Source organism: Barrientosiimonas endolithica, from assembly GCF_030296655.1.
GTDB classification, from domain to species: Bacteria; Actinomycetota; Actinomycetes; order Actinomycetales; family Dermatophilaceae; genus Barrientosiimonas; species Barrientosiimonas humi.
This window is the reverse complement of record NZ_AP027735.1, coordinates 122,513-144,510: the sequence shown is the minus strand read 5'-3', so window position 1 is coordinate 144,510 and position 21,998 is coordinate 122,513. Positions and strand designations below refer to the sequence as shown.

Sequence of the window (21,998 nt, the reverse complement as noted above, 5' to 3'; positions counted from 1 at the left end):
GACCTCAATGCATGAGGGTCAAACGGCCGTAACCCGGTTTCATGCCGGGTTGGGGGTACGTCGGGGCGGGGGCGTGGGTCAGGGGCGGCGGGCGCGGAAGAAGTCGGTGAGCAGGGCGGCGCACTCCTGCTGGCGCACGCCCCCGACGACCTCGACCCAGTGCGGAGCTCTGGTGTCGCGCAACAGATCCCACCGGCTGCCGGCAGCCCCGGCCTTGGCGTCCCAGGCCCCGAGCACGACCCGCTGCAGCCGCGCCTGGGCCACCGCGCCGGCGCACATCGCGCACGGCTCCAGGGTGACCACGAGCGTGCAGTCGTCGAGCCGCCAGCCGCCGCGGCGCTCGGCCGCCGCCCGCAGCGCCAGCACCTCGGCGTGGGCGAGCGGGTCGCCGTCGGCCGTACGCCGGTTGCGGCCCGCCCCGACCACCTCGCCGTCGGCGTCGACCACCACCGCCCCGACCGGCACGTCGCCGGTGGTGAGGGCCGCGCGCGCCTCGGCGAGGGCATCCGTCATCCAGGCCGCGTAGCGGTCGGCGAGGGCGCCGGGCAGCAGGTCGCTCACGGCTAGAGTCTGGCCCATGCGCGTCATCGTGGCCGACCACCCGCTCATCGCCCACAAGCTCACCTATCTGCGGGCGCAGGAGACCGACTCGCCGACCTTCCGGCGGCTCACCGAGGAGCTCATGACGCTGCTGGCGTACGAGGCGACGCGCGAGGTGCGGGTCGAGCCGTTCACCATCCAGACGCCGGTCGCGCCGGCCGAGGGCATCAAGCTGTCGACGCCCAAGCCGCTCATCGTGCCGATCCTGCGCGCCGGCCTCGGCATGCTCGAGGGCATGGTGCGGCTGCTGCCGAGCGCCGAGGTCGGCTTCCTCGGCATGGCGCGCGACGAGGAGACGCTCGAGGCCGTGACCTACGCCAACCGGCTGCCCGACGACCTGTCCGGACGGCAGTGCTACGTGCTCGACCCGATGCTCGCGACGGGAGGCACGCTCGCGATGTCGGTGCGCTACCTGGTCGATCGCGGCGCCGACGACATCACCGCGATCACTCTGCTGTGCGCCCCGGAGGGCATCGCGGCGGTCGAGCGCGAGCTCGCCGACCTGGACGTGCCGTTCACCCTCGTGACCGGGGCGATCGACGAGCGGCTCGACGACAACGGCTACATCGTGCCGGGCCTCGGCGACGCCGGCGACCGGCTGTACGGCGTGGCCGTCCAGTAGGTCAGACGCCCGGCGCCGCCGCCCTCTCGGCAGGTTCCGGCAGCCGACGGCCGAGCCGCCACACGCTCGGCACGGCGAGCGCCGCCAGGCTGATCAGCAGGTAGGCCACGCCGCTGATCACCGCGAGCCACCGCGGGTCGGCCACGGCGGCCAGCCAGCCGAAGACCGTGGCGCCCACCGGCATCGCGACGAACGAGCCGAGCGCGTCGTAGGACGCCACGCGCGACAGCGCCCGCTGCGGGACGTTCTCCATGAGCGCGACGTTCCAGCCGGTGCCGAAGACCTCCATGCCCATCCCGGCGGCGAAGGCGACCGGCAGCAGCAGCCAGACCGAGGGCGCGACTCCCAGCATGACCAGCGCAGGCACCACCAGGCAGACGCCGAGCATCCCGGCGCGCAACGGGTGCCGCAGCTGGCCACGCATGAGCACCACGGTCATGAGCACGGCGCCGACCGCCTCGGCCGACAGCACCAGGCCCCAGCCGCGCTCGCCCAGCAGGTCCGGGTGCCGCGTCGCGATGAACGGACCGAGCACCACCCAGGCACCGACATGGATCGCGTTGAGGAAGCCGAACGCGAGCACGATGACCCACAGCCACTGCCGGGAGGTGAACTCGCTCCACCCCTCGCGCAGGTCGTGCAGCATGCTCGTCGTCGCCCGCGCGACCGGGGGGATCGTGACGCGGGCGAGGGCCAGGACGGCGATGGCGTACGTCATCGCGTCCACCGCGAGCGCCCAGCCTGCTCCGGGGCCGGCGACGATCAGCCCGACGAGGGCCGGGCCGATGACCGTGGTGCCCTGCATCGCGAACGACATCAGCGCGTTGGCCTGCTGCAGCAACCGGTTCGGGACCAGCTGCGGGACCAGGCCCTGCATGGCCGGCATGGTGAAGGCGGTGACCGCGCCGTTGATCGCCTCGATGGCCACGATCGAGGCGACGGTGGCGTTGCCGGTGATGACCAGCCAGGCGACGACCCCCTGGGTCAGCGCGGTCAGCACGTGCGACACCTGCAGCACGACCCGCCGGGAGAACCGGTCGGAGACGACCCCGCCGACCAGCAGGAAGACGATCATCGCGGTCGTGCGCGCCGCCATCACGAGACCGAGCGCCACCGCCGTCTGCTCGACCTCGAGCACCGCGAAGGCCAGCGCGACGGGTGCCATCGACGAGCCGGTGCGGGAGACCGTGCGCGCGATGAAGAACCAGCGGAAGTCCTTGTCGCGCAATGCTTCCCAGGAGTCGGAGAGCTTCACGACCGCTCCGTGCGAGCAGCCTCGCCGGGCATGGTGAACAGGCTCGCGACGATCGACACCGGGACAGCCCCTCGGTGCGCGGCGGGAGGGCCGCGGCGTGGGCGAGCCGGCTCGCCTGCTCGACGTGGTCGACGACCTGTGCCCAGACCTCGGGCGGCAGCCAGGTCTCCAGGTCGGCGAAGACCTGCTGGGTCTGCACCGCGGGGTGGTGCCCGTGCTGGGCGGCTCGGCGCTGCAGCTCGACGCCGACCGCCTCGAGGATCGCCTGCAGCGAGCCGGGCGAGGACTCCGCGCCGCGCCACGGCTGCGGGCCGTCGTCGGAGCCGCGGAACTCGGTGTAGCGGTACTTCTTCGCCTTCCCGCCCCGCACGTTCTGCGTGCCGACCACCTCGACCTTGCCCGCATCGGACAGCCTCCGCAGGTGATAGCTCGCGTTGGCCTGGGTCAGGTCGAGCTCGCGCGCCACCTCGGCCGCAGACAGCTCGGCGCCGGTGAGCAGCGACATGATGCGCAGCCGCACCGGGTGGGCGGTGGCCCTCAGCCGCTGCAGGGCCTCATCCTCCCAAGACATGTTGGGGAGTATCCGCGGGGCGGTCGGCAACTGTCAAACAGTTGTTTGGGAGACCTCTCCCGGCGAGTCACACCCGTCACAGCAGCCCCAGCTGTGGCACCATCGAGACGATTCGTGCGCGGCAGCATGCGCCGCGGGCGGCGGAACCGACCAGTCAGAGGGACGTCATGGCCAGAGTTCGGCAGTTCGTGCCGTGGGTGATCGCGGCCTTCCTCGTGTATGCCGTCATCACGTCGCCGGACAAGTCCGCCGACACGGTCCGCAACCTGTGGGACATCCTCGCCCAGGGCGTGCGCAACATCGGCCAGTTCTTCGGCAACCTGATGGGCTCCTAGGCCCGACCGTGGCCGAGTTCGACCCACGGGCGGTCGCTCGCCTGGAGCCCTATCTGCTCCCCGGGGAGCAGATGCGCGTGGCCATGCAGGAGCACTGGGCCGCCAAGGTCGAGCCGGTCGTCACCGCCCTCGTCGGGTTCGTCGCGGTGCTGCTGATCAGCGCGTGGATGCCGGCCGGCCTGGGCGTGCTGTCGGACGTCGCGTGGTGGCTGTGGTTCGCGCTCCTCGCCCGCGCCGCGTGGTCGCTGGTCGAGTGGCACGTCAGCTGGTTCATCGCCACCAACAAGCGGCTGCTGCTGCTCTACGGCGTCGTCACCAAGAAGGTCGCGATGATGCCGCTGTCGAAGGTCACCGACATGTCCTACTCGCGCAGCGTCCCCGCCCGGCTGCTCGGCTTCGGCACCTTCACGCTGGAGAGCGCCGGCCAGGAGCAGGCGCTGCACGAGATCACCTACGTCCGCGACCCCGACGAGACCTACCGCACCATCTGCCAGGAGATCTTCGGCAGCTCCGACCCGGCCGACGCCTGGCCCGGTGGCGGCACGAACGGCCCGTACGCCGGCGGCACCGACCCCGACGACCCGGACCTGCCCGGTGGTCCCGGTGGTCCCGGCGGCCCGGACCGGTCGGGCGACTACCCCGACGGCGACGACGACCCGCGCGACCCGGACGAGGAGCGCGAACCCGCCGACGAAGCCGACCCCGCCGACCGGCGCGGCGAGCGGCGCGACCCGCACGACACCGACGTACCCGTCCAACGACTCGGCAGCTATCTCGCCCCGACCGACCGCTCGTCGTTCGGGCGGCGCTGGGTGCGCCGGCCCCGTCGCGACCGGCCCGGGACCGCGCCCGCGCGACGGACCGCCGCCGGGCCGCTCGAGGCGACCGACCCCGGCGACGACGCCCCCGGCTGGGAGGTCAGCCACGAGGACGCCTCGCCCTACGAGCAGGTGCCGCGGCGCAACGCCGGCTGGTGGGACTGAGGGCACTGCCCGTCGGGCGCACGCACCGCCGCCGATAGGGTCGGAGCCCGGTCGCCGACCGGCGAATCCCCGCTCGCACCACCGAAAGATCACCGCACCATGGCTGTCCGCCCCATCACCGTCATCGGCCACAAGGCCCTGCACCAGCCCACCAAGAAGGTGCGCGAGGTGACCGACGAGATCCGGACGCTGGTCGAGGACATGTTCGACACCATGGAGGCGGCCAACGGTGTGGGTCTCGCGGCCAACCAGGTCGGAGTTCGCCTGCGGCTGTTCGTGTTCGACGTGCCCGACGACGAGGACGAGACGGTGAACCACCGCGGCGTGATCCTCAACCCGGTGCTCGAGAAGGGCGTCGTGCCGCCGGGCGAGGTCCCGCGCGAGGAGGGCGGCGAGGGGTGCCTGTCGATCCCCGGCGAGCACTTCCCCACCGCCCGCGCCGACTGGGCGCGCGTCACCGGCACCGACCTCGACGGCAACGAGCTGGTGATCGAGGGCACCGGGCTGCTCGCCCGCGCGCTGCAGCACGAGACCGACCACCTCGACGGCAAGCTGTTCGTCGAGCGGCTCACCCCGACCGTGCGCACCCGCTCGCGCGAGGCGATCAAGCAGCGCGGCTGGGAGGCCGCCCACATCACCAAGTGGGACCCGTCGACCACCGACGCCGAAGACGTCTGAGCCGCTGCGCCCGGCAGGTGCCGGGCGGGATCACACCAGCCGGAAGCCGTACGGCAGCTCCAGGCGGTGCGCGTGCAGCAGCTCCTCGTCGGCGAGCAGGTCGCGCGTCGGCCGGTCGGCGACGACCCGCCCCTGGCTCATCAGGGCCGAGCGCGAGCACAGCTCGAGGGCGTACGGCAGGTCGTGGGTGACCATGAGCACGGCCACCGGGAGCCGGTGCAGGATCTCGGCCAGCTCGCGCCGCGCGGCCGGGTCGAGGTTGCTCGACGGCTCGTCGAGCACGAGCACCTCGGGGTCCATCGCGAGCACCGTCGCGAGCGCCACGCGCCGCCGCTGACCGAACGACAGGTGATAGGGCGCGCGGTCCTCGAAGCCGCTCATCCCGACCAGCTCCAGCGCCCGCTCGACCCGCTCGCGCAGCGCGTCGCCGGTGACGCCGTGGTTGGCCGGCCCGAACGCGACGTCGTCGCCGACGGTCGGCATGAACAGCTGGTCGTCGGGGTCCTGGAAGACCAGGCCGACCCGGCGGCGCACCTCGCTCAGCGTGTCGCGGGCGAGGCGCACCCCGCCGACCGTGATCGCCCCGGCGCCGGTGCCGCCCGCGACCGCACCGAGGATGCCGGCGAGGTGCAGCACGAGGGTGGTCTTGCCGGCACCGTTGGGCCCGAGCAGCGCGACCCGCTCGCCGGGCTCGACGCGCAGGTCGACGCCGAACAGCGCCTGCCGGCCGTCGGGGTAGGCGAAGGCCAGCTGCTCGACCTCGAGCGCGGGCGCGGGGCCCGGGCCCGCGTCGGCGGGGCCCCGGTCGAGATCGGTCACCGGGCCACCAGCGCGACGGCGAGCGTCAGCAGCGCGGCGGCCGGCAGGGCCAGCGCGAGCGCCCAGTCCCGACGGGCCGGTGCCGCCCCCGCCAGCGCTGGCACCGGACCGTCGAGTCCGCGGGCGAGCATCGCGCGGTGCACCCGCTCGCCCCGTTCGTACGTCCGCACGAAGGTCGATCCCGCGACCGAGGCGAGCGAACGGAGCCGGGCGCCGCGGCCCGCGCGTCCGCCCCGGGCGAGCCGGGCCACCTCGGCCCGGGCGAGGTCCTCGCGCGCGATCGCCAGGTAGCGGATCGCGAAGCCGAGGATGCCCACGAGCACCGCGGGCAGCCGCAGCCGGCCGAGGCCGACGAGCAGCTCGCGCGGCGCGGTGGTGGCGGCCAGCACGATCGCGGCGATGACACCGAGCGTGCCCCGGGTGAGCAGCAGCGCGCCGCCCTCGAGCCCCGAGCGCGACACCGCCAGGCCGAGCACGTCGACCCGCGGGCCGGTCGCGACGAACGGCATGAGCAGGGCGAACACGACGAACGGCGTCTCGACGAGCATCCGCCGGGCGACCATCGCGAACGGCAGCCGGGCCAGGCTCACCACGCCGACGAGCAGCGCGGCGTAGACCAGAAAGGCGGGCCACGCCGACGCCGGGGTGGCGACGACCACGACGACGAAGGCGAGCAGGGCCACGAGCTTGACCTGCGCGGGGAGCGCGTGCACCGGGCTCTCCCGCCGCACCAGCAGGCCGTCGACCCCGGCGGTGGCGGGGACGAGGGCGGGGCTGGTGGTGGCGGCCATGTCAGCGGCTGCCGACCGGGGTGTCGTCGTGGGTGCCGGCGGGCGCGCGGTCGTCGTCGCGGCGGGCACCGCGGCGCACCACCCAGGCGATCCCGGCGCCGACGAGCACCGTGACGAGCACCCCGAGGATGCCGGCGAGCCCACCGGACAGGAACGCGTTGTCGATGCCGGCGATGCCGTAGTCGGCCGTCGGGCTGTCGACCAGCGCGTGGTCCTGGCTGGTGAACCCGAACTTCTCGGCGACGGTCTCCAGCCCGTCCGGGTTGGCGCTGGCGAAGTAGCTCACCGTCCCCGCGACGACCAGGCTCGCGGCGAGGAAGGCCAGCACGGGCGTACGTCCGACGCGGGTGGCGGGACGAGCGCCCACCTCGTCGGCGGCGACGGTCCGGCTGTTGCCCTGCGCGTCGACCAGCTGCAGGTCGCGGCGCAGGTGGCGCGCGACGTAGACCAGGTCGGGGCGGGTGGTGAGCACGGCGCTCACGACCGCGCCGGTGATGAGCGCCTCGCCGATGCCGATGAGGGTGTGCCAGCCGACCATGGCCGCGGCCACCCGGCCGGTCGGGATGTCGACGGTGCCGCCGAGGGCGTACAGGCCGGTGAAGACCAGCGCGGCCGCGGGCACCGACACCAGCGCGCCGATGCTGCTGGCCGCGACGACCGACCCGCGGGTCTTGGGCAGCACGCGCAGCAGCGCCGCCATGACGAGGTATCCGGCGAGCACGGTGACCGCGCCGAGCACCGAGACGTTGGTGCCGAGCGCGGTGAGGCCGCCGTCGGCGAACAGCACTCCCTGGATCAGCAGCACCACGGTCATGACGAGCACGGCGGTCCACGGCCCGACCAGCGCGGCGGCCAGCGCCCCGCCCATGAGGTGGCCGCTGGTGCCGGCGCCGACCGGGAAGTTGACCATCTGGGTGGCGAAGACGAAGGCGGCGACCAGGCCGGGCAGCGCGGGGCCGGACTCCTTGATCTCGGGCGCGGCCTTGCGCAGCGCCAGGCCCACCGCGCCGACGGCGACGACGCCGGTCGCGACCGACGTCGGCACGTCGAGGAATCCGTCGGGGACGTGCATGGGGGCCTCCTGGGGCCGGTCGCGCGGGGCGCCGGTCGATCGCATCGATTAATCGGCATGCAACACCCAGGTGCGACTCCGTCGCAACTGCCCGAGCGGATGGGTCTCACTCCCTGTCCGACCCGGCCGCGCCGGACCCGACGGCGGGCGGGCCCCGAACCCGGGCCGGGAGCCGGCCCAGGGGGTCAGGCGCCGGTGCTCGGGTCGATCGTGCGGCGTACCTCGCTGATCGCGTCGGCCGGGAAGCCGCCGCGCTGCGCGTGCTCGCGGATCTGGTCGGGGTCCTCGGCGTCGTAGACGCAGTAGATCTTGTCGTCGGTGACGTAGCTCTCCACCCACGAGATCCCCTGCATGCCCGACAGCACCTCGTTCGACTTCGCGCTGATGTCGTGGATCTGCTCGTCGCTCAGCTGCCCCGCGCCGGGGAGCCCGCGCTCGATGACATAACGGCCCATGACCGCTCCTTCGCTCGGTGCGACCCGGCGGGCCGCCGTGCTCGCGACGCTAGAGCGGGCGGGCGACCGGGCGCCTCCGCCAGCACGGCAGGCACGCCCTGCCCGGCCGGCCAGGTGCCCGTACGTCCGTGGCCGGGCGGGCGGTCAGGGCGCCCGCAGCGCGGCGTCGAGCCGGGCCACCTGCGCCGCGACCATCGGGTGCAGCGGGGAGCGCGCGGGCAGCGCCGCGGCCTGCGCCTGCCAGGCCTCGAGGTCGTCGGCGCCCGCGGCCGTGCGGGTCCAGGCCGCCATGAGGTCGGCGCGGCCGCTGGCGAGCACGGCTGCGCGCAGCGACCACTCCAGCTCGTCGGCGAGGTCGGCGACCCCGGGCGACTGCGAGCGGAGCAGCAGCCGCCCGCGGTAGCCCCGCAGCGCGCCCTCGACGTCGCCGGCGCTGAGCAGGGCGGCGACGGCGTACCAGTCCGCGGAGACGCTCGGCAGCAGGCGGTAGGGCCGCGAGCCCACCATGTCGTCCCCGAGCACCGCGCGGAGCCGGTTGAGCTCGGCGCGCACGGTCGCGGGGCGCACGTCGTCGGGATAGACCAGGGTCGCCAGCTCCTCGCCGGTGAGGCCCTCGGGGTGCGCGGCGAGCAGCACGACGATCTCGCTGTGGCGCGCCCCCAGCCGCACCGCGCGGCCGTCGACGCCGCGCAGGATCGCCTCGTCGCGACCCAGCGCCTCCAGCTGCACGCTGCCGGTGCGCACCTGCGGGGGCAGCGCGGCGGGGGCGGCGCCGGCCAGCTCGGACTCGGCCATCCGGGCCGCCGCCCGGATCATCGCCACGGTCTGCGGCACGATCAGCGAGCCGCCGCCGGTGACGTCGAGGACGCCGAGCACCTGGCTGGTGCGCGGGTCGTGGATCGGGGTGGCCACACAGCTCCAGCCGCGCACCGATTCGCGGAAGTGCTCGCGCTGGTCGACCGAGACGGTCTCGCCGAGCGCGAGCGCGGTGCCGGGCGCGTTGGTGCCGGTGACCCGCTCGTCCCAGTTGCTGCCCGGCACGAACCCGATGCGCTCGGCGCGACCCATCGCGGCCGAGGAGCCGGAGACCCACAGCAGCTGCCCGTCGGCGTCGCCGACCGCGAGCACGGCGTCGCAGCCGCGCACCGCGGGGCCGAGCACGTCCTCCAGCAGCGGCAGCACGCGCGCGAGCGGGTGCAGGTCGCGGGCGGCGCGCAGCTGGTCGTCGGGCAGCGTGATGGGGGCCTCGGCCAGCTCGACCTGCACGCCGTGGGCGGCGGAGCGGTGCCAGGAGGCGCTGATCTGGGCACGCATGCCGGGATCGGTCTCGGGGCGTGGAGGCATGGCGGTCCTTGTCCGCTGAGGTCCGGTCCCTCCCGATCATCGGCCCTCGGCGCCGCGGACGCACTACCCGGACGGGCAGGCTCAATACCGGCTCACCACCCGCACGGGCGATCTACAGTTGAGCGATCAGCCGCCCGGGACTCCCCGGCCGACGGTGTGGAGGCAGTCGATGACCGACGCGCGAGTGCTGCGCCCCGCGGCCGACAGCGGCCCGGCGCCCTCGCCCCTGGTGAAGTTCCAGGCCCCCGAGATCGTGTTCGGTCCGGGCGCGCTCGCCGAGGCCGGCTACGCCGCCCGGCGGCTCGGGGCCCGCCGCCCGCTCGTGGTCACCGACCCCGGCATCGTCGAGGCCGGCTGGGCCGACCTGCTGCTGGGGCACCTGCGCGCCGCCCACCTCGAGCCGGTGCTCGTGACCGAGGTGACCCCCAACCCCAAGGAGGTCGAGGTCGCCGCGGCCTCCATGACGTACGCCGAGCGCGGCTGCGACGTCGTCGTCGGCATCGGCGGTGGCTCGGTGATGGACGCCGCCAAGGGAGTCGCGATCCTCGCGGGCAACGGCGGGTCGATCCTGGACTACCGCGGCGTCGACCAGGTGGCCGAGCGGATCCCGCCGATGCTGATGATCCCGACGACCTCCGGCACCGGCGCCGACGTCAGCCAGTTCTGCATCGTCACCGACACCACGCGCCACGTGAAGGTCACGATCATGGGCCGGGCGCTGGTGCCCGACATCTCGCTCACCGACCCGCGGCTGCTGATGACGATGCCGGAGTGGCTCGGCGCCGCGACCGGACTCGACGCGCTGACCCACGGCATCGAGGCGTTCGTCTCGCGCGCGCACAACCCGCTGGCCGACGTGCACGCGCTCAACGCGATCGGCCTGGTCGACCGCCACCTCGTGCAGACCATGTCCGACCCCGACGACGTCGAGGCCCGCAGCGGCATGGCGCAGGCGAGCCTCGACGCCGGCCTGGCGTTCACCAACGCGATCCTCGGGGCCACCCACGCGATGAGCCACCAGGTCGGTGGGCTCCTCGACGCCCCGCACGGCGTGATCAACGGGATCCTGCTGCCGCACGTGATCCGCTACAACGCCGAGACCGATCCGTCCCGATTCGTCGACGTGGCAACGCGATTCGGGATCAAGACCGACGGCGTCCCCTCCGACGTGGTCGCCGACGCGCTGGCCGAGCGAGTGCGCATCCTCGCCGACCAGGTCGGGGTGCCGCGGTCGCTGCGCGAGCTGGGTCTCGACGAGAGCCACCTGGCGGTGCTGTCCCGCAACTCGCTCGACGACGCGTGCCTCACCACCAACCCGCGCGCGTCCGACGCCGCCGACATCGAACGCATCTTCCGGGCCGCGCTGTGACCGACCCGGCCGCCGGACCCGACCTCGCGCACGACCTGTCCCGGCTCACCGGGGTGCGCTCGGGCAAGAACTCCTACTACCCCGCCTTCGTCCGCTCGACCGAGCGGATGCAGCAGACCGTGCGGGCGATGGACCGCATCTCGCGGGCGGTGGTGCGCACGGTCGAGGGGCCGCGCGGCCTGCTCGAGGAGGTCGCGCGGGCGGCGGCCGGCCACGTGCACGCCGAGTGGGCCGTGCTCGCCCTCTCCGACGGGCACCTGCAGGGCGCACGCCCCCGCTTCGTCGCGGTCGGGCCCGACGGCGAGACGCGCAGCGACGCGGACGAGCTGCCCGAGGGCGTACGGCTGGAGCTGGCTGCGGTGCGCTCGGGCTATGCCGCGCCCACCGCCCGCGACGACGGGTGGGTGCGGGTCGCGATGCACCTGGAGGGCCGTCAGGTCGGGGCGTTGTCGACCCGCCACGGGCTCACCCACGAGCCGGAGCCCGAGGACCTCGCGGTGCTGCGCATCCTCGCCAACCAGGCGGCGGTGTCGCTGCACACCAGCGAGCAGTACCAGGCGGGCGTCACGCTGCACCGGCGCGCGCAGCGGCTCAAGCGCGAGGCGCAGGCGCAGGCGCGCGACCTCGCGGTGCGCACCGAGCAGCTGCAGCGCTCCGAGCAGCGCCTGGCGGTCGCGCTGCAGCGGGAGCTGGTCGACGACGAGCGGCACCGGATCGCCCGCGAGCTGCACGACAGCGTCACGCAGTACGTCCTGTCCGCCGGCATGGCGCTCGAGCTCGCCCGGGGCGAGGCGGCCGCCCGCGAGCTCACCGCGCTCGCCGACCAGCTGACCGAGGCCAAGACGCTCACCCAGACCGCCGTGCAGCAGCTGCGGTCGGCGATCTACGCCCTCGCCCAGGAGCACTCCGGCGTCGCCACGTCGCTCGAGGAGCTGATCAACCAGGTCGCCGCGAACCACCGGTCGCACCTGCACATCCGCGTGGTCGCGGAGGGCCGGGTCACCGACGTCGGCGAGGGCGTACGCCACGAGCTGGCTCGGTCGGTCGGCGAGGCGCTGTTCAACGTCGCCGCCCACGCACGCGCATCGAAGGTGGTCGTGCGGCTGCGATACCGCCCCGAGGCGCTCACCGTCTCGGTCGCCGACGACGGCCGAGGCGACCCCACCGAGCTGCGCCGGATGCTGCGGCTGGAGCGCAAGGACGTCGGCGACGGCCGGCACCGCGGCCTGGTCAACATGGCCGACCGGATGGCTGCGCTCGGCGGCTCGCTGGCGTTCCGCCGCGCCCGGCTCGGCGGCATCCGGGTCGTGCTGCACCTGCCGCTGCCCGTGCCCGAGACCCCCACCACCCCCACGATCACCGCGGAGGCGAGATGACCCCGACCAGCACCACGCGCCGGCACCCCGAGGGCGAGACGATCCGGGTGATGCTCGTCGACGACCACGCGATCGTGCGGCAGGGGCTGCGCTCCATCCTCGAGCGCGACGACCACATCGCCGTCGTGGCCGAGGCCTCCTCGCGCGGCGAGTGCGTCACGGTGCTCGACCGCACCGAGCCCGACGTGGTCCTGCTCGACCTGAAGCTGTCGACCTCGAGCGACACCGAGGGCCTCGACCTCGCGCGCGAGATCGCCGAGCGGCACCCGCAGGTCGCCGTGCTGGTGCTCACCACCTTCCTCGACGAGGCGCTGGTGCTGGAGGCGGTGCGGGCGGGCGCCAAGGGCTACGTCGTCAAGGACGTCGACACCGACGCGCTCATGCGGGCGATCCACGACGTGAGCCGGGGCGAGTCGGCGTTCGACGCGCGCAGCGCCGCCGCCATGGTGCGCGGCATGCAGCGCCCCGCCCCCGAACCCGCCCAGGAGCTGTCGCCGCGCGAGCAGGAGGTGCTCAGCCTGCTCGCCCGCGGCATGTCCAACCGCGAGATCGGACGCAAGCTGTTCGTCAGCGAGACCACCGCGAAGTTCCACGTCGGCAACATCCTGCGCAAGCTCGGGGTGTCCAGCCGCGCCGAGGCGGTCTACGCCGCCAGCAAGCAGCAGCTGATCTGAGCGGTGGCGAACGGGCTCCCCGGGGCACGCTCCGCCGGAGGACCGCCGAGACGTGCGGCCCACCGCACGGACGGGCGGAGGACCGCCGAGGCGTGCGGGGCCCCCGCGCGGGTCAGCGGGGGCACCTTCTGCCGGAGGACCGCCGAGACGTGCGCCCCACCGCACGGTCGGGCGGAGGACCGCCGAGACGTGCGGCCCCCGGCTGCATTTCGTACGTCAACGCACGATCTGAGCAAGCCACCCCCGGGATCCCGCGGCGCCCGGCTGCATTTCGTACGTCCACGCACGATCTGAGGACACCGCCCCCGGGATCCCGCGGCGCCCCGCTGCATTTCGTACGTCAACGCACGATCTGCGGGGGTGCGCGGCGCGGCGTGGGGCGGGCTCTCAGCGGGGGCGGTCGAGCACGAGCCAGCCGCCGTGGTGCTCGTACGCCGTCCAGGCCCAGTCGGTCTGCTCGCCCCAGGCGCGCACGTCGGCCAGCGTGAGGCAGCGCAGGTGGCCGAACTGCTCCTGCGGCTCGCGGTCGAAGGGCACCGCCACGACCACCCGGCGGCGGGCCAGCCGGCACGCCTCGCGCACGACCTGCACCGCGACGTCGGGCTCCACGTGCTCGAGCAGGTGGACCACCAGCACCGTGTCGGCGCACCGGTCGGGCAGCGGCACCCGCGACGCGTCGGCGACGAGGGTGCGCACCGGCACCTGCAGGCTGGCGCTCATCTCGGCGAGCAGCGCCACCGTGCCGGGGGCCAGGTCGCTCGCGGTCACGTCGAGCCCGCGCGCGGCCAGCCGTAGCGCCTGGAAGCCGAAGCAGCTGCCGAGCTCGAGCACCGACGGCCCGCGCACCAGCTCGGTGACGTGCGCGTGCACCGGCGCGAACTGCGCGATCGACCCGCGCCCGGTCGGCGTGCGGATCTCGTCGTCGAGCCGGCGGATCGTGTTGCGGTAGAACCGGATCCACGCCTCGCGCGGGTCGCCGGCGCAGGTCAGCACGACCCCGGTGAAGATCTCCTCGAACAGCTCCGCCCCGCGCACCCACCCGGGGTCGAACAGCTCCTGGGTGAGCAGCCCGGCGAGGTCGTCGCTCACGTCGGTGGCCGTCAGCGCGTGCTCCACGAGCAGCGCGTCGCCGGCGCGGCTGACGTCGAACGTCGGCGTGCGCGTCATGCCGAGCCGACGTCCGGCGCTGGGGCGGCGACGGCGTACGACCACGCCGGCCGAGCGATAGACCCCGCCCGGGCACGGGCGGAACGCGTCGAGGTCGACGTCGCCGAGCCCGGTCACCGCGCAGCCTCGGCCATGGTGTGCGAGAAGTCGCGCAGCTGGTGCAGGTTGCGGACCACCTCGACGCGGTCGCAGTAGTCGGCGTACAGCGGCAGGTCGCACCGGCCGAGGCCCCAGGAGTACCTCGGCTCGGGGGTCAGCCAGACGACCGAGCGGGCCCGGCGCGCGATCTCGGCGAAGGTGCTGACGGCGGGGTCCTTGCCGTTGCCGCGGCCGTCACCGATGACGACGACGGTGGTGCGGTGGGTGACGGCCGAGCCGTACTCGTCGAGGAACTGGTGCAGCGACGCGCCGTAGTCGGAGTCGGCGTCGACATCGATCTTCCCGCCGTCCGACTTGCCGGTCATGATCAGCGAAAGCGCTTGCTGCACATGGTGATCCGCGAACACACCGGTGATCTCGGCGCACTCCGCGACGAACGCGAACGACCGCACCTGCGACGCGACCGACTGCAGGCTGTGCACCAGGTGCAGCGCGAACCCCGACGTGGCGCGCACCGACAGCGAGACGTCGCACAGCACGACCAGGCGCGGCCGGTCCTCGCGCTTGCTGACCAGCACCGGACGGAACGGCACCCCGTCGAAGCGCATGTTGGTGCGCATCGTGCGCCGGCTGTCGATCGTGCCGCGACCGGTGACGTGCCGCCGCGGCCGGGGCGCCCCGCGCAGGCTGCGCAGCAGCCGGCGCAGCGAGTCCTCGAAGGCCAGCCGCTCGGACTCCTCCACCACCTCGGCGCGCGCCGCGGCGGTGGCGATCTGCTCCTCGCTCTCGACCTCGGCCTGCAGCAGCTGCTCCAGGTGCCGCCGCAGCGCCTCGGGCAGCGCCTCCAGCAGCGGCGCGAGCCGCTCGCGCAGCTCGGCCAGGTCGGGGTGCGCGGCCGGGTCGTCGCGCTCGTCGTCGGGCTCGCCGAGCCAGCTCAGCAGCGCCATCTCCTCGGCCACCGACAGCTCGGCGTCGACCACGAGCCCCGGGTTGCTCGTGAGCTTCCCGGGGGCGCCGGGGTTGTGCATCCGCGAGGTGGTGATCTGCACCCGTGCCGCCTCGCCCGGCGAGACCTGCCCGTCCTTGGAGACCACGACCTCGTCGGTCATCGAGGCCATGTCGAGCTTGTTGGCCTCCTGGTGCAGGTTGTACTGCTGGGCCAGGTCCTCGGGCTTGAAGAAGTCGCGGATGTCCTTGGGCCGGTCGTGCGAGTGCCCCTGCTGCGGGGTGTCGCCGAGGTCCTCGGACAGGGTGAACTCGGTGAGCTCGCCCTCGTCGCTGAGGTCGTCGTGCGCGTGGCTGTGCTCCTCTTCCTGCGGCACCACGGCCCGCAGCCGGAAGAGCCGGTCGAAGACGTCGTCGAACACCTCCAGGTCGCGCCGGTCCTTCACCAGCGACACCGCGAGCGCCGAGCGCAGCAGCTCCCGGTCGGCGACGATGCCCGGCTGCGCGGCGGCCTCGACCGCGTCCAGCGCCTCGGCCACGCTGATCCGCAGACCGTGCAGCCGCAGGAACCGGACGAACCGGTGCAGCGTGGCGTCCACGGGGTCAGACCGGGCGCCGTCGCGCGCCCCGCCGGCCGAACGAGCGCTCGCCCTGGCCGGGCGTCACCGTGCGCGGGGGCAGCGGCGTGTCCGCGTCGCGGTTGGCGTAGGCCGCGCCGTGCCGTCCGGGGGTGTCCTTCTCCCGGCGTACGGCCGTGCCGTCCGGCTCGGACCCGCCCGGCTCGGCGGTGGCCGGCCCGGCCGCCGACGACGTACGCCGTCCCTCCTTGTCCTTCTCGTGCCCGTCGTCGTGGTCGTGGGAGTGGCTGTGCCCGTGGTCGTGCGCGTGGTGGTCGTGGGCGTGCAGCGACTCGGGGACCTCGGCGTTGGGGTCGAGCAGCCGGGGCACCTCGCGCGCCGCGAGCGCCAGGTCGCGCTCGTACTTCATGACCACGTTGAGGGTGTCGGCGAGCACGCCGGGGGTGAGCTCGTCGACGCCGAGCACCGCGAGGGTGCGGGCCCAGTCGATGGTCTCCGAGATGCTCGGCGACTTCCGCAGGTCCAGCTCGCGCAGCCCGCGCACGACCTGGACCAGCTGCTCGGCCACCGAATCGGCCAGCCCGGTGTCCTTGGACCGGATGATCTCCAGCTCGCGCTCGGCGGCCGGGTAGTCCAGGAACAGGTGCAGGCAGCGCCGCTTCAGCGCGGCCGACAGGTCGCGGGTGTTGTTCGAGGTCAGCAGCACCATCGGGGTGGTCTGCGCGACGAACGTGCCGACCTCGGGCACCGACACCTGATACTCCGCGAGCAGCTCCAGCAGCACCGCCTCCAGCGCCTCGTCGGCCCGGTCGACCTCGTCGACGAGCAGCACGACCGGGTCGCTGGACTGCACCGCCTCGAGCAGCGGCCGGGGGCCAGGAAGCGCTCGGAGAAGAACACGCTGTCCTGCGCGGCGATCCGCTCGACGGCGGCCGGCAGGTCGGGCGCGTCGGCGATGACCTGGCCGATCTTCTCGCGCAGGATCTGGGTGTAGAGCAGCTGCTTGCCGTAGTCCCACTCGTAGAGCGCCTTGGTCTCGTCCTGGCCCTCGTAGCACTGCAGCCGCAGGAGCCGGCGGCCGGTGGCCGCCGCGACGCTCTGCGCCAGCTGCGTCTTGCCGACGCCCGCCGGCCCCTCCAGCAGCAGGGGTTTGCCCAGCGCGGACTGCAGGTACGCCGTGGTCGCCAGCCGATCGTCGGTCAGGTAACCGACGTCGTGCAGGCGGTCACGGGCGTCCTGCACCCCTGCGAAGTCCGGGTCGGGTGTCACGTCAGCAGGTCGTCCAGGTCGCCGTTCATGGCGTGGTCGACGACCGGCCGCACGGTCTCGAACGTGCACTCCTTGGGGTTGCCAGGGGTGCACGCGTCGCCGAGCACGTGGTTGGTGATCCGGTCGACGTCCTCCTTGTCGCCCTTGATGGTCGGCGCGTTCTCGTAGTACTTCGTCGGGCCCTCGCCGAGCCGGTTCTTGGAGTAGCTGTCCTTGGTGACGTCGGTGAACTTCTCGGTGATGCCCACGTCGCGCAGCAGCCGGATGGCCGCCTCGAGCGCGGCGTCGGCGGCCTGCACGTCGGACATGCCGTAGGTGTCGACGCCCATGACCTCGGCCATCTCGGCGAACCGCTTGTAGTGGGTGGGCATGTTGAACGCCCACACCCGTGGCAGCGCGATCGCGTTGTTCAGCCCGTGGTGGGTGTCGTAGAACGCGCTCACGGCGTGCGAGATGGAGTGGATGATGCCGAGGCCGCCGGAGTTGAACGCCTGCGCGGCGATGTACTGGGCGTACATCATCCCCTCGCGGCCGGCGAGGTCCTGACCGTTCCAGGTGGCCTCGCGCAGGTTCTCGGCGGTGAGCTTGACCGCGCGCAGCGCGTTGCCGAGGAGGGCTCGAAGTTCAGCCGGGAGACGTACGGCTCGCTCGCGTGGGCGAGCACGTCGAACCCGCACTGGGCGGTGTAGTCGACCGGGCAGTCGAAGTAGAGCACCGGGTCGTCGACGGCGAGCGAGGTGACCGAGGCGTCGTCGAACGCGACGTACTTGTGCGGGTTGTCCGGGTCGGTCGTGGTGTCGGTGATGACGTACGCCCACGAGGTCTCCGAGCCGGTGCCGGCGGTCGTCGAGACGGCGATGTGCGGCGGGTTCTTGGGGTTCTCGCTCTTGTTGAAACCCTCGAACTCGTTGACGTTGCGCCCGTCGTGCGCGACCGAGATGCGCGCGCCCTTGCAGGCGTCGTGCGAGGAGCCGCCGCCGATGGACACGAACGAGTCGCACTCGTTGTCCTGGTACATCCCCACGGCGTCCATGACGTTGTAGTCCTTGGGGTTGGACTCGACCTTGTCGTAGACCACGACGTCGAGGCCGTGGTACTTCATCGACTCCACGATCTTGTGCACGATGTCGGTCCCGCGCAGGCCGGACGTCATCACGAGCGTCTTGCGGAAGCCGAGCTTGAGCGCCTCCGGGCCGATCATCTCGTGCGCGCCGGGGCCCATCAGGGCACGGGGGAAGGGGTGGAACTCCTTGATGGGGAACGGCTTGAGCAGCTCGTCGACCTGCATGGGGGTCTCCTCGTCGAGGCGGTGGCGGGGACCGGGAAGAACCCGGCCACCTCGACGCTAGGGAGGCCCCGCGGTGGCGAGCACCGGCTGCTCGGTCGCCCCTCGCTGACCGTCCAGCCAGCCGAGGTGCCTACCCGTCCGGTGAGGAACGGCGAGGTCGGTCGCTCACAGGTCGCGGCGCAGCTCGTCCTCGCGCGGCGCCTCGGGGCTGCGGCGCAGGTTGACGATCGCCACCCCGAGGCCACCCCAGATCACCAGGATCGCCACGATCATCATCACGATGGCGGAGGTGTTCATCGGTCGACTCCTTCGGTCTCGGGCTCGGGATCGCGCAGCGCGTCACGGTCGCGCCAGGGCAGCTGGGCCAGGGCGAAGCCGACGACGATCACGCCGGCAGCGGCGGCCCAGCCGAAGGTGACGAGCATCCACGTGGGGAAGCCGCCGTACGGCTCGGCCAGGTCGGCGCGCAGCGCCTCGACCAGCACGTAGATCAGGGCGATCGGGGCGAGCACGCCGATGAGCGCGCGCCACCAGGTGCCGAGCTTGACCGTGCCGCGGCGGTTGAGGTGGTCGGCCAGCAGCGGCAGCGCCCGCAGGCCCCAGGTCATCACCAGCATCGAGACGACCGCGACGAGCAGGATGCCGAACTGGTTGATGAAGTGGTCGAGGATGTCGAGCACGTGCAGCCCGCTGGTGGAGGAGAACAGCGCCAGGCTGATCAGCGCGGCCGGCACCGAGACGGCCAGCGTGGCGGCCACCCGCGACAGGGCGAACTTGTCGCGCACCGCGGAGATCACGACCTCGATGACCGAGATCAGCGAGGTGAGTCCGGCGATGACCAGCGACCCGAAGAACAGCACGCCGATGAGCGCGCCCGCGGGGGCCTCGCTGATGATCGCGGGGAAGGCGATGAAGGCCAGGCCGACCCCGCTCTCGGCGACCTCGCTCACGGCCACGCCCTGCGCCTGGGCCATGAAGCCCAGCGCGGCGAAGACGCCGATGCCGGCGAGCAGCTCGAAGCCGGAGTTGGCGAACCCGACGACCAGGCCGGAGCCGGTCATGTCGGTCTTGCGGTCGACGTAGGAGGCGTAGGTGATCATGATCCCGAAGCCCACCGACAGCGAGAAGAAGATCTGGCCGAACGCCGCGGCCCAGACCGACGGCTCGGTGAGCGCCCCCAGTTGGGCGTGAACAGGGCGTTGAGGCCCTCGGCCGCGCCGGGCAGGAACAGCGAGCGCACGACGAGCGCGCCGAAGGCCAGGATCAGCACCGGGATGAAGATGACCGAGGTCGCGCCGATGCCCTTCTGCACACCGAGCACGAGCACCGCGATCAGGGCCGCCCACACCAGCACCAGCGGGATGAGCACGCCGGGCACGAAGTCGGCGGTGACGCCGGGGTCGCTGACCTGCAGGAAGTCGCCGGTGAAGAAGGCGGCCGGGTCGTCGCCCCAGGCGTGGCTGAACGAGAAGATCGTGTAGCGGATCGCCCAGGCGATGATCGCCGCGTAGTAGACCGCGATGCAGAAGCAGATCCCGACCTGCCACCAGCCGAGCCCCTCGGCGCCCTTGCGCAGCCGCGCGAACGACAGCGGCGCCGAGCCGCGGAAGCGGTGGCCCAGGGCGTAGTCGAGGAACAGGAACGGGATGCCGGCGGTGAGCAGCGCGACGAGATAGGGGATGACGAAGGCTCCGCCACCGTTCTCGTACGCGACGTAGGGGAAGCGCCAGATGTTGCCCAGCCCGACGGCGGAGCCGATCGCGGCGAGGATGAACACCTTGCGGGAGGCGAAGGCTCCCCGCTCGGCCGATTCGGGTGCGGTGCTGTCGATCGCGGCCATGGGGGCAGTCTGCCGCTCCGGGGTGGGCCCGCGTGGGACGTGTCCGAAATCGTGACCGGCTGTCCATCCCGACAGGTGGCGACTGGTCGAGCGGCGGGTGCTGGTGGCGCGCACCGCTTCCTAGCGTGGACGACGCGCCCCACGGCGCCGCGGCCCGGCGTGACCGGCCCGTGCCCGTCTATCGCCCGAGGAGCTGGCCATGGCCGCCGAGGAACTCGTCCAGAAAGCCACGCAGGAGCCCGAGACCGCCGCACCCGCCGAGCTGGTCGCCACCGACGAGGTCGTCGCCGACGAGCTCGTCGAGGACGTCTCGATCGACGGCATGTGCGGCGTCTACTGATGCTGACCGAGGCCTGGTCGCTGAACGGCTCGGTGGCGCTGCGCCCCGAGCCGTTCGGCGCCCTGGCCTACGACTTCACCACCCGCCGGCTCACCTTCCTGAAGGACCCGGCGCTGGTCGACCTGGTGCGCGCGCTCGAGCAGCACCCGACCGTGGCCGCCGCGCTCGACGCCGTCGGCGTCGCCGAGGAGCAACGGCCCCGGTTCTGCGCCGCGCTGGGCCGGCTGGCCGACCAGCAGATGATCACCAGGAGGACCGCCGCATGACCGCGCTCGCCCCCGCCCCCACCCGCCTCGTCGACCACTTCGAGCTCGGGCTCGACGCGCCGATCTGCCTGACCTGGGAGCTGACGTACGCCTGCAACCTCGCGTGCGTGCACTGCCTCAGCAGCTCCGGGCGGCGCGACCCGCGCGAGCTCACGACCGAGGAGTGCAAGGCGCTCATCGACGAGTTCGAGCGGATGCAGATCTTCTACGTCAACATCGGCGGGGGCGAGCCGACGGTGCGGCCCGACTTCTGGGAGCTGCTCGACTACGCCGTCGAGCACCACGTGGGAGTCAAGTTCTCCACCAACGGTTTTCGCATCACGCCCGAGCGGGCGCAGCAGCTCGCGGCGACCGACTACGTCGACGTGCAGGTGTCGCTCGACGGGGCGACCGCCGAGGTGAACGACCCGATCCGGGGCGCGGGGACGTACGACGCCGCGCTGCGCGCGATGGCCAACCTGCGCGACGCCGGCATGACCGACTTCAAGCTGTCGGTGGTCTGCACCCGCGAGAACATCCCCCAGCTGGACGAGTTCAAGCGGATCGCCGACGAGCACGGCGCGCAGCTGCGGCTGACCCGGCTGCGGCCGGCGGGGCGCGGCGCCGACGTGTGGCACGAGCTGCACCCGCTGCCCGAGCAGCAGCGCGAGCTCTACGACTGGCTGGTCGAGCACGGCGAAGGGGTGCTCACCGGCGACTCGTTCTTCCACCTCAGCGCCTTCGGCGACGCGCTGCCCGGGCTGAACCTGTGCGGCGCCGGTCGTGTCGTCTGCCTGGTCGACCCGGTGGGCGACGTCTATGCCTGCCCGTTCGCGATCCACGACGAGTTCCTCGCCGGGTCGGTGCGCGACGGCGGCTTCGGGCACGTGTGGCGCGAGGCCGAGCTGTTCCGCTCGCTGCGCGAGCCGCAGACCGGGGGCGCGTGCACCTCGTGCTCGGCGTACGACAGCTGCCGGGGCGGGTGCATGGCCGCCAAGTTCTTCACCGGGCTGCCGCTGGACGGCCCCGACCCGGAGTGCGTGAAGGGGAACGCCGAAGGTCTGCTCGACGCGGCCGACGCGCGCCCCGCGCCGTCGCAGGACCACTCGCACCAGGGCACCGTGCGCAACGCGCCGACGCCGGGTGGGCCGACTGGTGGCCGCGGCGCGTCGGGCGCCGGCCGGGGCGGCCCGGTGCCCGTGACGATCGGGCGGCGGCCCCCGTCGCCGTGCGACGAGAGCCCGCTGTCGCCCCGGGACCTGCCGCTCGTCGGCGGCTGACCC

23 protein-coding genes and 2 pseudogenes are annotated in these 21,998 nt (G+C 73.2%); 10 read left to right on the top strand and 15 right to left on the bottom strand.

What is annotated here, in order from left to right; all coding sequences use genetic code 11:
* Window positions 1-78: 78 nt before the first annotated feature.
* Window positions 79-513, bottom strand: a complete 435-nt coding sequence (gene tadA / locus QUE40_RS00700) for a tRNA adenosine(34) deaminase TadA (RefSeq protein WP_236022419.1) — start codon at window positions 511-513, stop codon at window positions 79-81.
* Window positions 514-577: 64 nt separating this feature from the next.
* Between tadA and upp the strand changes: the two genes are divergently transcribed.
* Window positions 578-1,222, top strand: a complete 645-nt coding sequence (upp, locus tag QUE40_RS00695; RefSeq protein WP_289232012.1) for a uracil phosphoribosyltransferase — start codon at window positions 578-580, stop codon at window positions 1,220-1,222.
* A gap of 1 nt (window position 1,223) precedes the next feature.
* Here upp and QUE40_RS00690 read toward each other — a convergent pair whose 3' ends face one another.
* Together QUE40_RS00690 and QUE40_RS00685 are read right to left on the bottom strand one after the other, a co-directional pair.
* On the bottom strand, window positions 1,224-2,477 hold the full coding sequence (locus tag QUE40_RS00690) for an MFS transporter (RefSeq protein WP_289232011.1): 1,254 nt from the start codon (window positions 2,475-2,477) through the stop codon (window positions 1,224-1,226).
* A gap of 445 nt (window positions 2,478-2,922) precedes the next feature.
* A pseudogene (locus tag QUE40_RS00685) lies at window positions 2,923-2,982 on the bottom strand (hypothetical protein); the annotation flags it as partial.
* Window positions 2,983-3,215: 233 nt separating this feature from the next.
* On the opposite strand from QUE40_RS00685, the gene QUE40_RS00680 reads away from it, so the two are divergent.
* The 3 genes from QUE40_RS00680 (at window position 3,216) to def (ending at window position 5,044) form a co-directional block, all read left to right on the top strand.
* Window positions 3,216-3,383, top strand: a complete 168-nt coding sequence (locus QUE40_RS00680; RefSeq protein ID WP_170206952.1) for a hypothetical protein — start codon at window positions 3,216-3,218, stop codon at window positions 3,381-3,383.
* Window positions 3,384-3,391: 8 nt separating this feature from the next.
* Window positions 3,392-4,366: a PH domain-containing protein gene (locus QUE40_RS00675; protein WP_289232010.1), complete on the top strand. Its 975-nt coding sequence runs from the start codon at window positions 3,392-3,394 to the stop codon at window positions 4,364-4,366.
* A gap of 99 nt (window positions 4,367-4,465) precedes the next feature.
* Window positions 4,466-5,044, top strand: a complete 579-nt coding sequence (def, locus tag QUE40_RS00670; protein ID WP_142007770.1) for a peptide deformylase — start codon at window positions 4,466-4,468, stop codon at window positions 5,042-5,044.
* Window positions 5,045-5,074: 30 nt separating this feature from the next.
* Here def and QUE40_RS00665 read toward each other — a convergent pair whose 3' ends face one another.
* The 5 genes from QUE40_RS00665 to QUE40_RS00645 all read right to left on the bottom strand — a co-directional run bounded on the left by QUE40_RS00665 (window position 5,075) and on the right by QUE40_RS00645 (window position 9,525).
* On the bottom strand, window positions 5,075-5,863 hold the full coding sequence (locus tag QUE40_RS00665; RefSeq protein WP_142007769.1) for an energy-coupling factor ABC transporter ATP-binding protein: 789 nt from the start codon (window positions 5,861-5,863) through the stop codon (window positions 5,075-5,077).
* Window positions 5,860-6,654, bottom strand: coding sequence for a cobalt ECF transporter T component CbiQ (gene cbiQ, locus QUE40_RS00660; RefSeq protein ID WP_289232009.1), 795 nt, complete (start codon window positions 6,652-6,654; stop codon window positions 5,860-5,862). The genes QUE40_RS00665 and cbiQ overlap by 4 nt, the downstream gene beginning before the upstream one ends.
* 1 nt (window position 6,655) lies before the next feature.
* A complete protein-coding gene (locus QUE40_RS00655) occupies window positions 6,656-7,726 on the bottom strand; it encodes an energy-coupling factor ABC transporter permease (protein ID WP_142007767.1) in 1,071 nt (356 codons plus the stop codon).
* Between the two features lie 185 nt (window positions 7,727-7,911).
* Window positions 7,912-8,181 carry a DUF4242 domain-containing protein gene (locus tag QUE40_RS00650; RefSeq protein ID WP_142007766.1) on the bottom strand — a complete coding sequence of 90 codons (270 nt, stop codon included), beginning with the start codon at window positions 8,179-8,181 and terminating at the stop codon, window positions 7,912-7,914.
* Window positions 8,182-8,325: 144 nt separating this feature from the next.
* Window positions 8,326-9,525 (bottom strand): helix-turn-helix domain-containing protein, encoded by a 1,200-nt coding sequence (locus tag QUE40_RS00645; RefSeq protein ID WP_289232008.1) that lies wholly within the window; start codon window positions 9,523-9,525, stop codon window positions 8,326-8,328.
* A gap of 169 nt (window positions 9,526-9,694) precedes the next feature.
* Between QUE40_RS00645 and QUE40_RS00640 the strand changes: the two genes are divergently transcribed.
* Genes QUE40_RS00640 through QUE40_RS00630 form a run of 3 tightly spaced genes read left to right on the top strand, consistent with a single transcriptional unit; the run spans window position 9,695 to window position 12,944 of the window.
* Window positions 9,695-10,894 carry an iron-containing alcohol dehydrogenase gene (locus QUE40_RS00640; protein ID WP_289232007.1) on the top strand — a complete coding sequence of 400 codons (1,200 nt, stop codon included), beginning with the start codon at window positions 9,695-9,697 and terminating at the stop codon, window positions 10,892-10,894.
* Window positions 10,891-12,270: a MadS family sensor histidine kinase gene (locus tag QUE40_RS00635; RefSeq protein WP_236022183.1), complete on the top strand. Its 1,380-nt coding sequence runs from the start codon at window positions 10,891-10,893 to the stop codon at window positions 12,268-12,270. The genes QUE40_RS00640 and QUE40_RS00635 overlap by 4 nt, the downstream gene beginning before the upstream one ends.
* A complete protein-coding gene (locus QUE40_RS00630) occupies window positions 12,267-12,944 on the top strand; it encodes a MadR family response regulator transcription factor (RefSeq protein ID WP_289232006.1) in 678 nt (225 codons plus the stop codon). The genes QUE40_RS00635 and QUE40_RS00630 overlap by 4 nt, the downstream gene beginning before the upstream one ends.
* 387 nt (window positions 12,945-13,331) lie before the next feature.
* On the opposite strand, the gene mftM is transcribed toward QUE40_RS00630, so the two are convergent.
* From mftM to QUE40_RS00595, 7 genes and pseudogenes are all read right to left on the bottom strand, one after another.
* On the bottom strand, window positions 13,332-14,228 hold the full coding sequence (gene mftM / locus QUE40_RS00625; protein WP_289232005.1) for a mycofactocin oligosaccharide methyltransferase MftM: 897 nt from the start codon (window positions 14,226-14,228) through the stop codon (window positions 13,332-13,334).
* Complete coding sequence (locus tag QUE40_RS00620; RefSeq protein ID WP_289232004.1) at window positions 14,225-15,754, bottom strand: VWA domain-containing protein; 1,530 nt, start codon at window positions 15,752-15,754, stop codon at window positions 14,225-14,227. Before QUE40_RS00620 ends, mftM begins: the two co-directional genes overlap by 4 nt.
* A 675-nt stretch (window positions 15,755-16,429) precedes the next feature.
* Window positions 16,430-17,002, bottom strand: coding sequence for an AAA family ATPase (locus QUE40_RS18685; RefSeq protein ID WP_350227026.1), 573 nt, complete (start codon window positions 17,000-17,002; stop codon window positions 16,430-16,432).
* Complete coding sequence (locus QUE40_RS18680) at window positions 16,999-17,571, bottom strand: dehydroquinate synthase/iron-containing alcohol dehydrogenase family protein (RefSeq protein WP_350227182.1); 573 nt, start codon at window positions 17,569-17,571, stop codon at window positions 16,999-17,001. The genes QUE40_RS18685 and QUE40_RS18680 overlap by 4 nt, the downstream gene beginning before the upstream one ends.
* Complete coding sequence (locus tag QUE40_RS18675; RefSeq protein WP_350227025.1) at window positions 17,520-18,290, bottom strand: iron-containing alcohol dehydrogenase; 771 nt, start codon at window positions 18,288-18,290, stop codon at window positions 17,520-17,522. Before QUE40_RS18675 ends, QUE40_RS18680 begins: the two co-directional genes overlap by 52 nt.
* A 165-nt stretch (window positions 18,291-18,455) precedes the next feature.
* A complete protein-coding gene (locus tag QUE40_RS00600; protein WP_142007758.1) occupies window positions 18,456-18,587 on the bottom strand; it encodes a methionine/alanine import family NSS transporter small subunit in 132 nt (43 codons plus the stop codon).
* A pseudogene (locus tag QUE40_RS00595) lies at window positions 18,584-20,130 on the bottom strand (sodium-dependent transporter). The gene QUE40_RS00600 and the pseudogene QUE40_RS00595 overlap by 4 nt, the downstream one beginning before the upstream one ends.
* A gap of 199 nt (window positions 20,131-20,329) precedes the next feature.
* Between QUE40_RS00595 and mftA the strand changes: the two are divergent.
* Genes mftA through mftC form a run of 3 tightly spaced genes read left to right on the top strand, consistent with a single transcriptional unit; the run spans window position 20,330 to window position 21,995 of the window.
* Window positions 20,330-20,470 (top strand): mycofactocin precursor MftA, encoded by a 141-nt coding sequence (gene mftA, locus QUE40_RS00590; protein ID WP_289232002.1) that lies wholly within the window; start codon window positions 20,330-20,332, stop codon window positions 20,468-20,470.
* Window positions 20,470-20,736, top strand: a complete 267-nt coding sequence (mftB, locus tag QUE40_RS00585) for a mycofactocin biosynthesis chaperone MftB (RefSeq protein WP_142007755.1) — start codon at window positions 20,470-20,472, stop codon at window positions 20,734-20,736. The genes mftA and mftB overlap by 1 nt, the downstream gene beginning before the upstream one ends.
* On the top strand, window positions 20,733-21,995 hold the full coding sequence (gene mftC / locus QUE40_RS00580; protein WP_289232001.1) for a mycofactocin radical SAM maturase: 1,263 nt from the start codon (window positions 20,733-20,735) through the stop codon (window positions 21,993-21,995). Before mftB ends, mftC begins: the two co-directional genes overlap by 4 nt.
* Window positions 21,996-21,998: the final 3 nt, after the last annotated feature.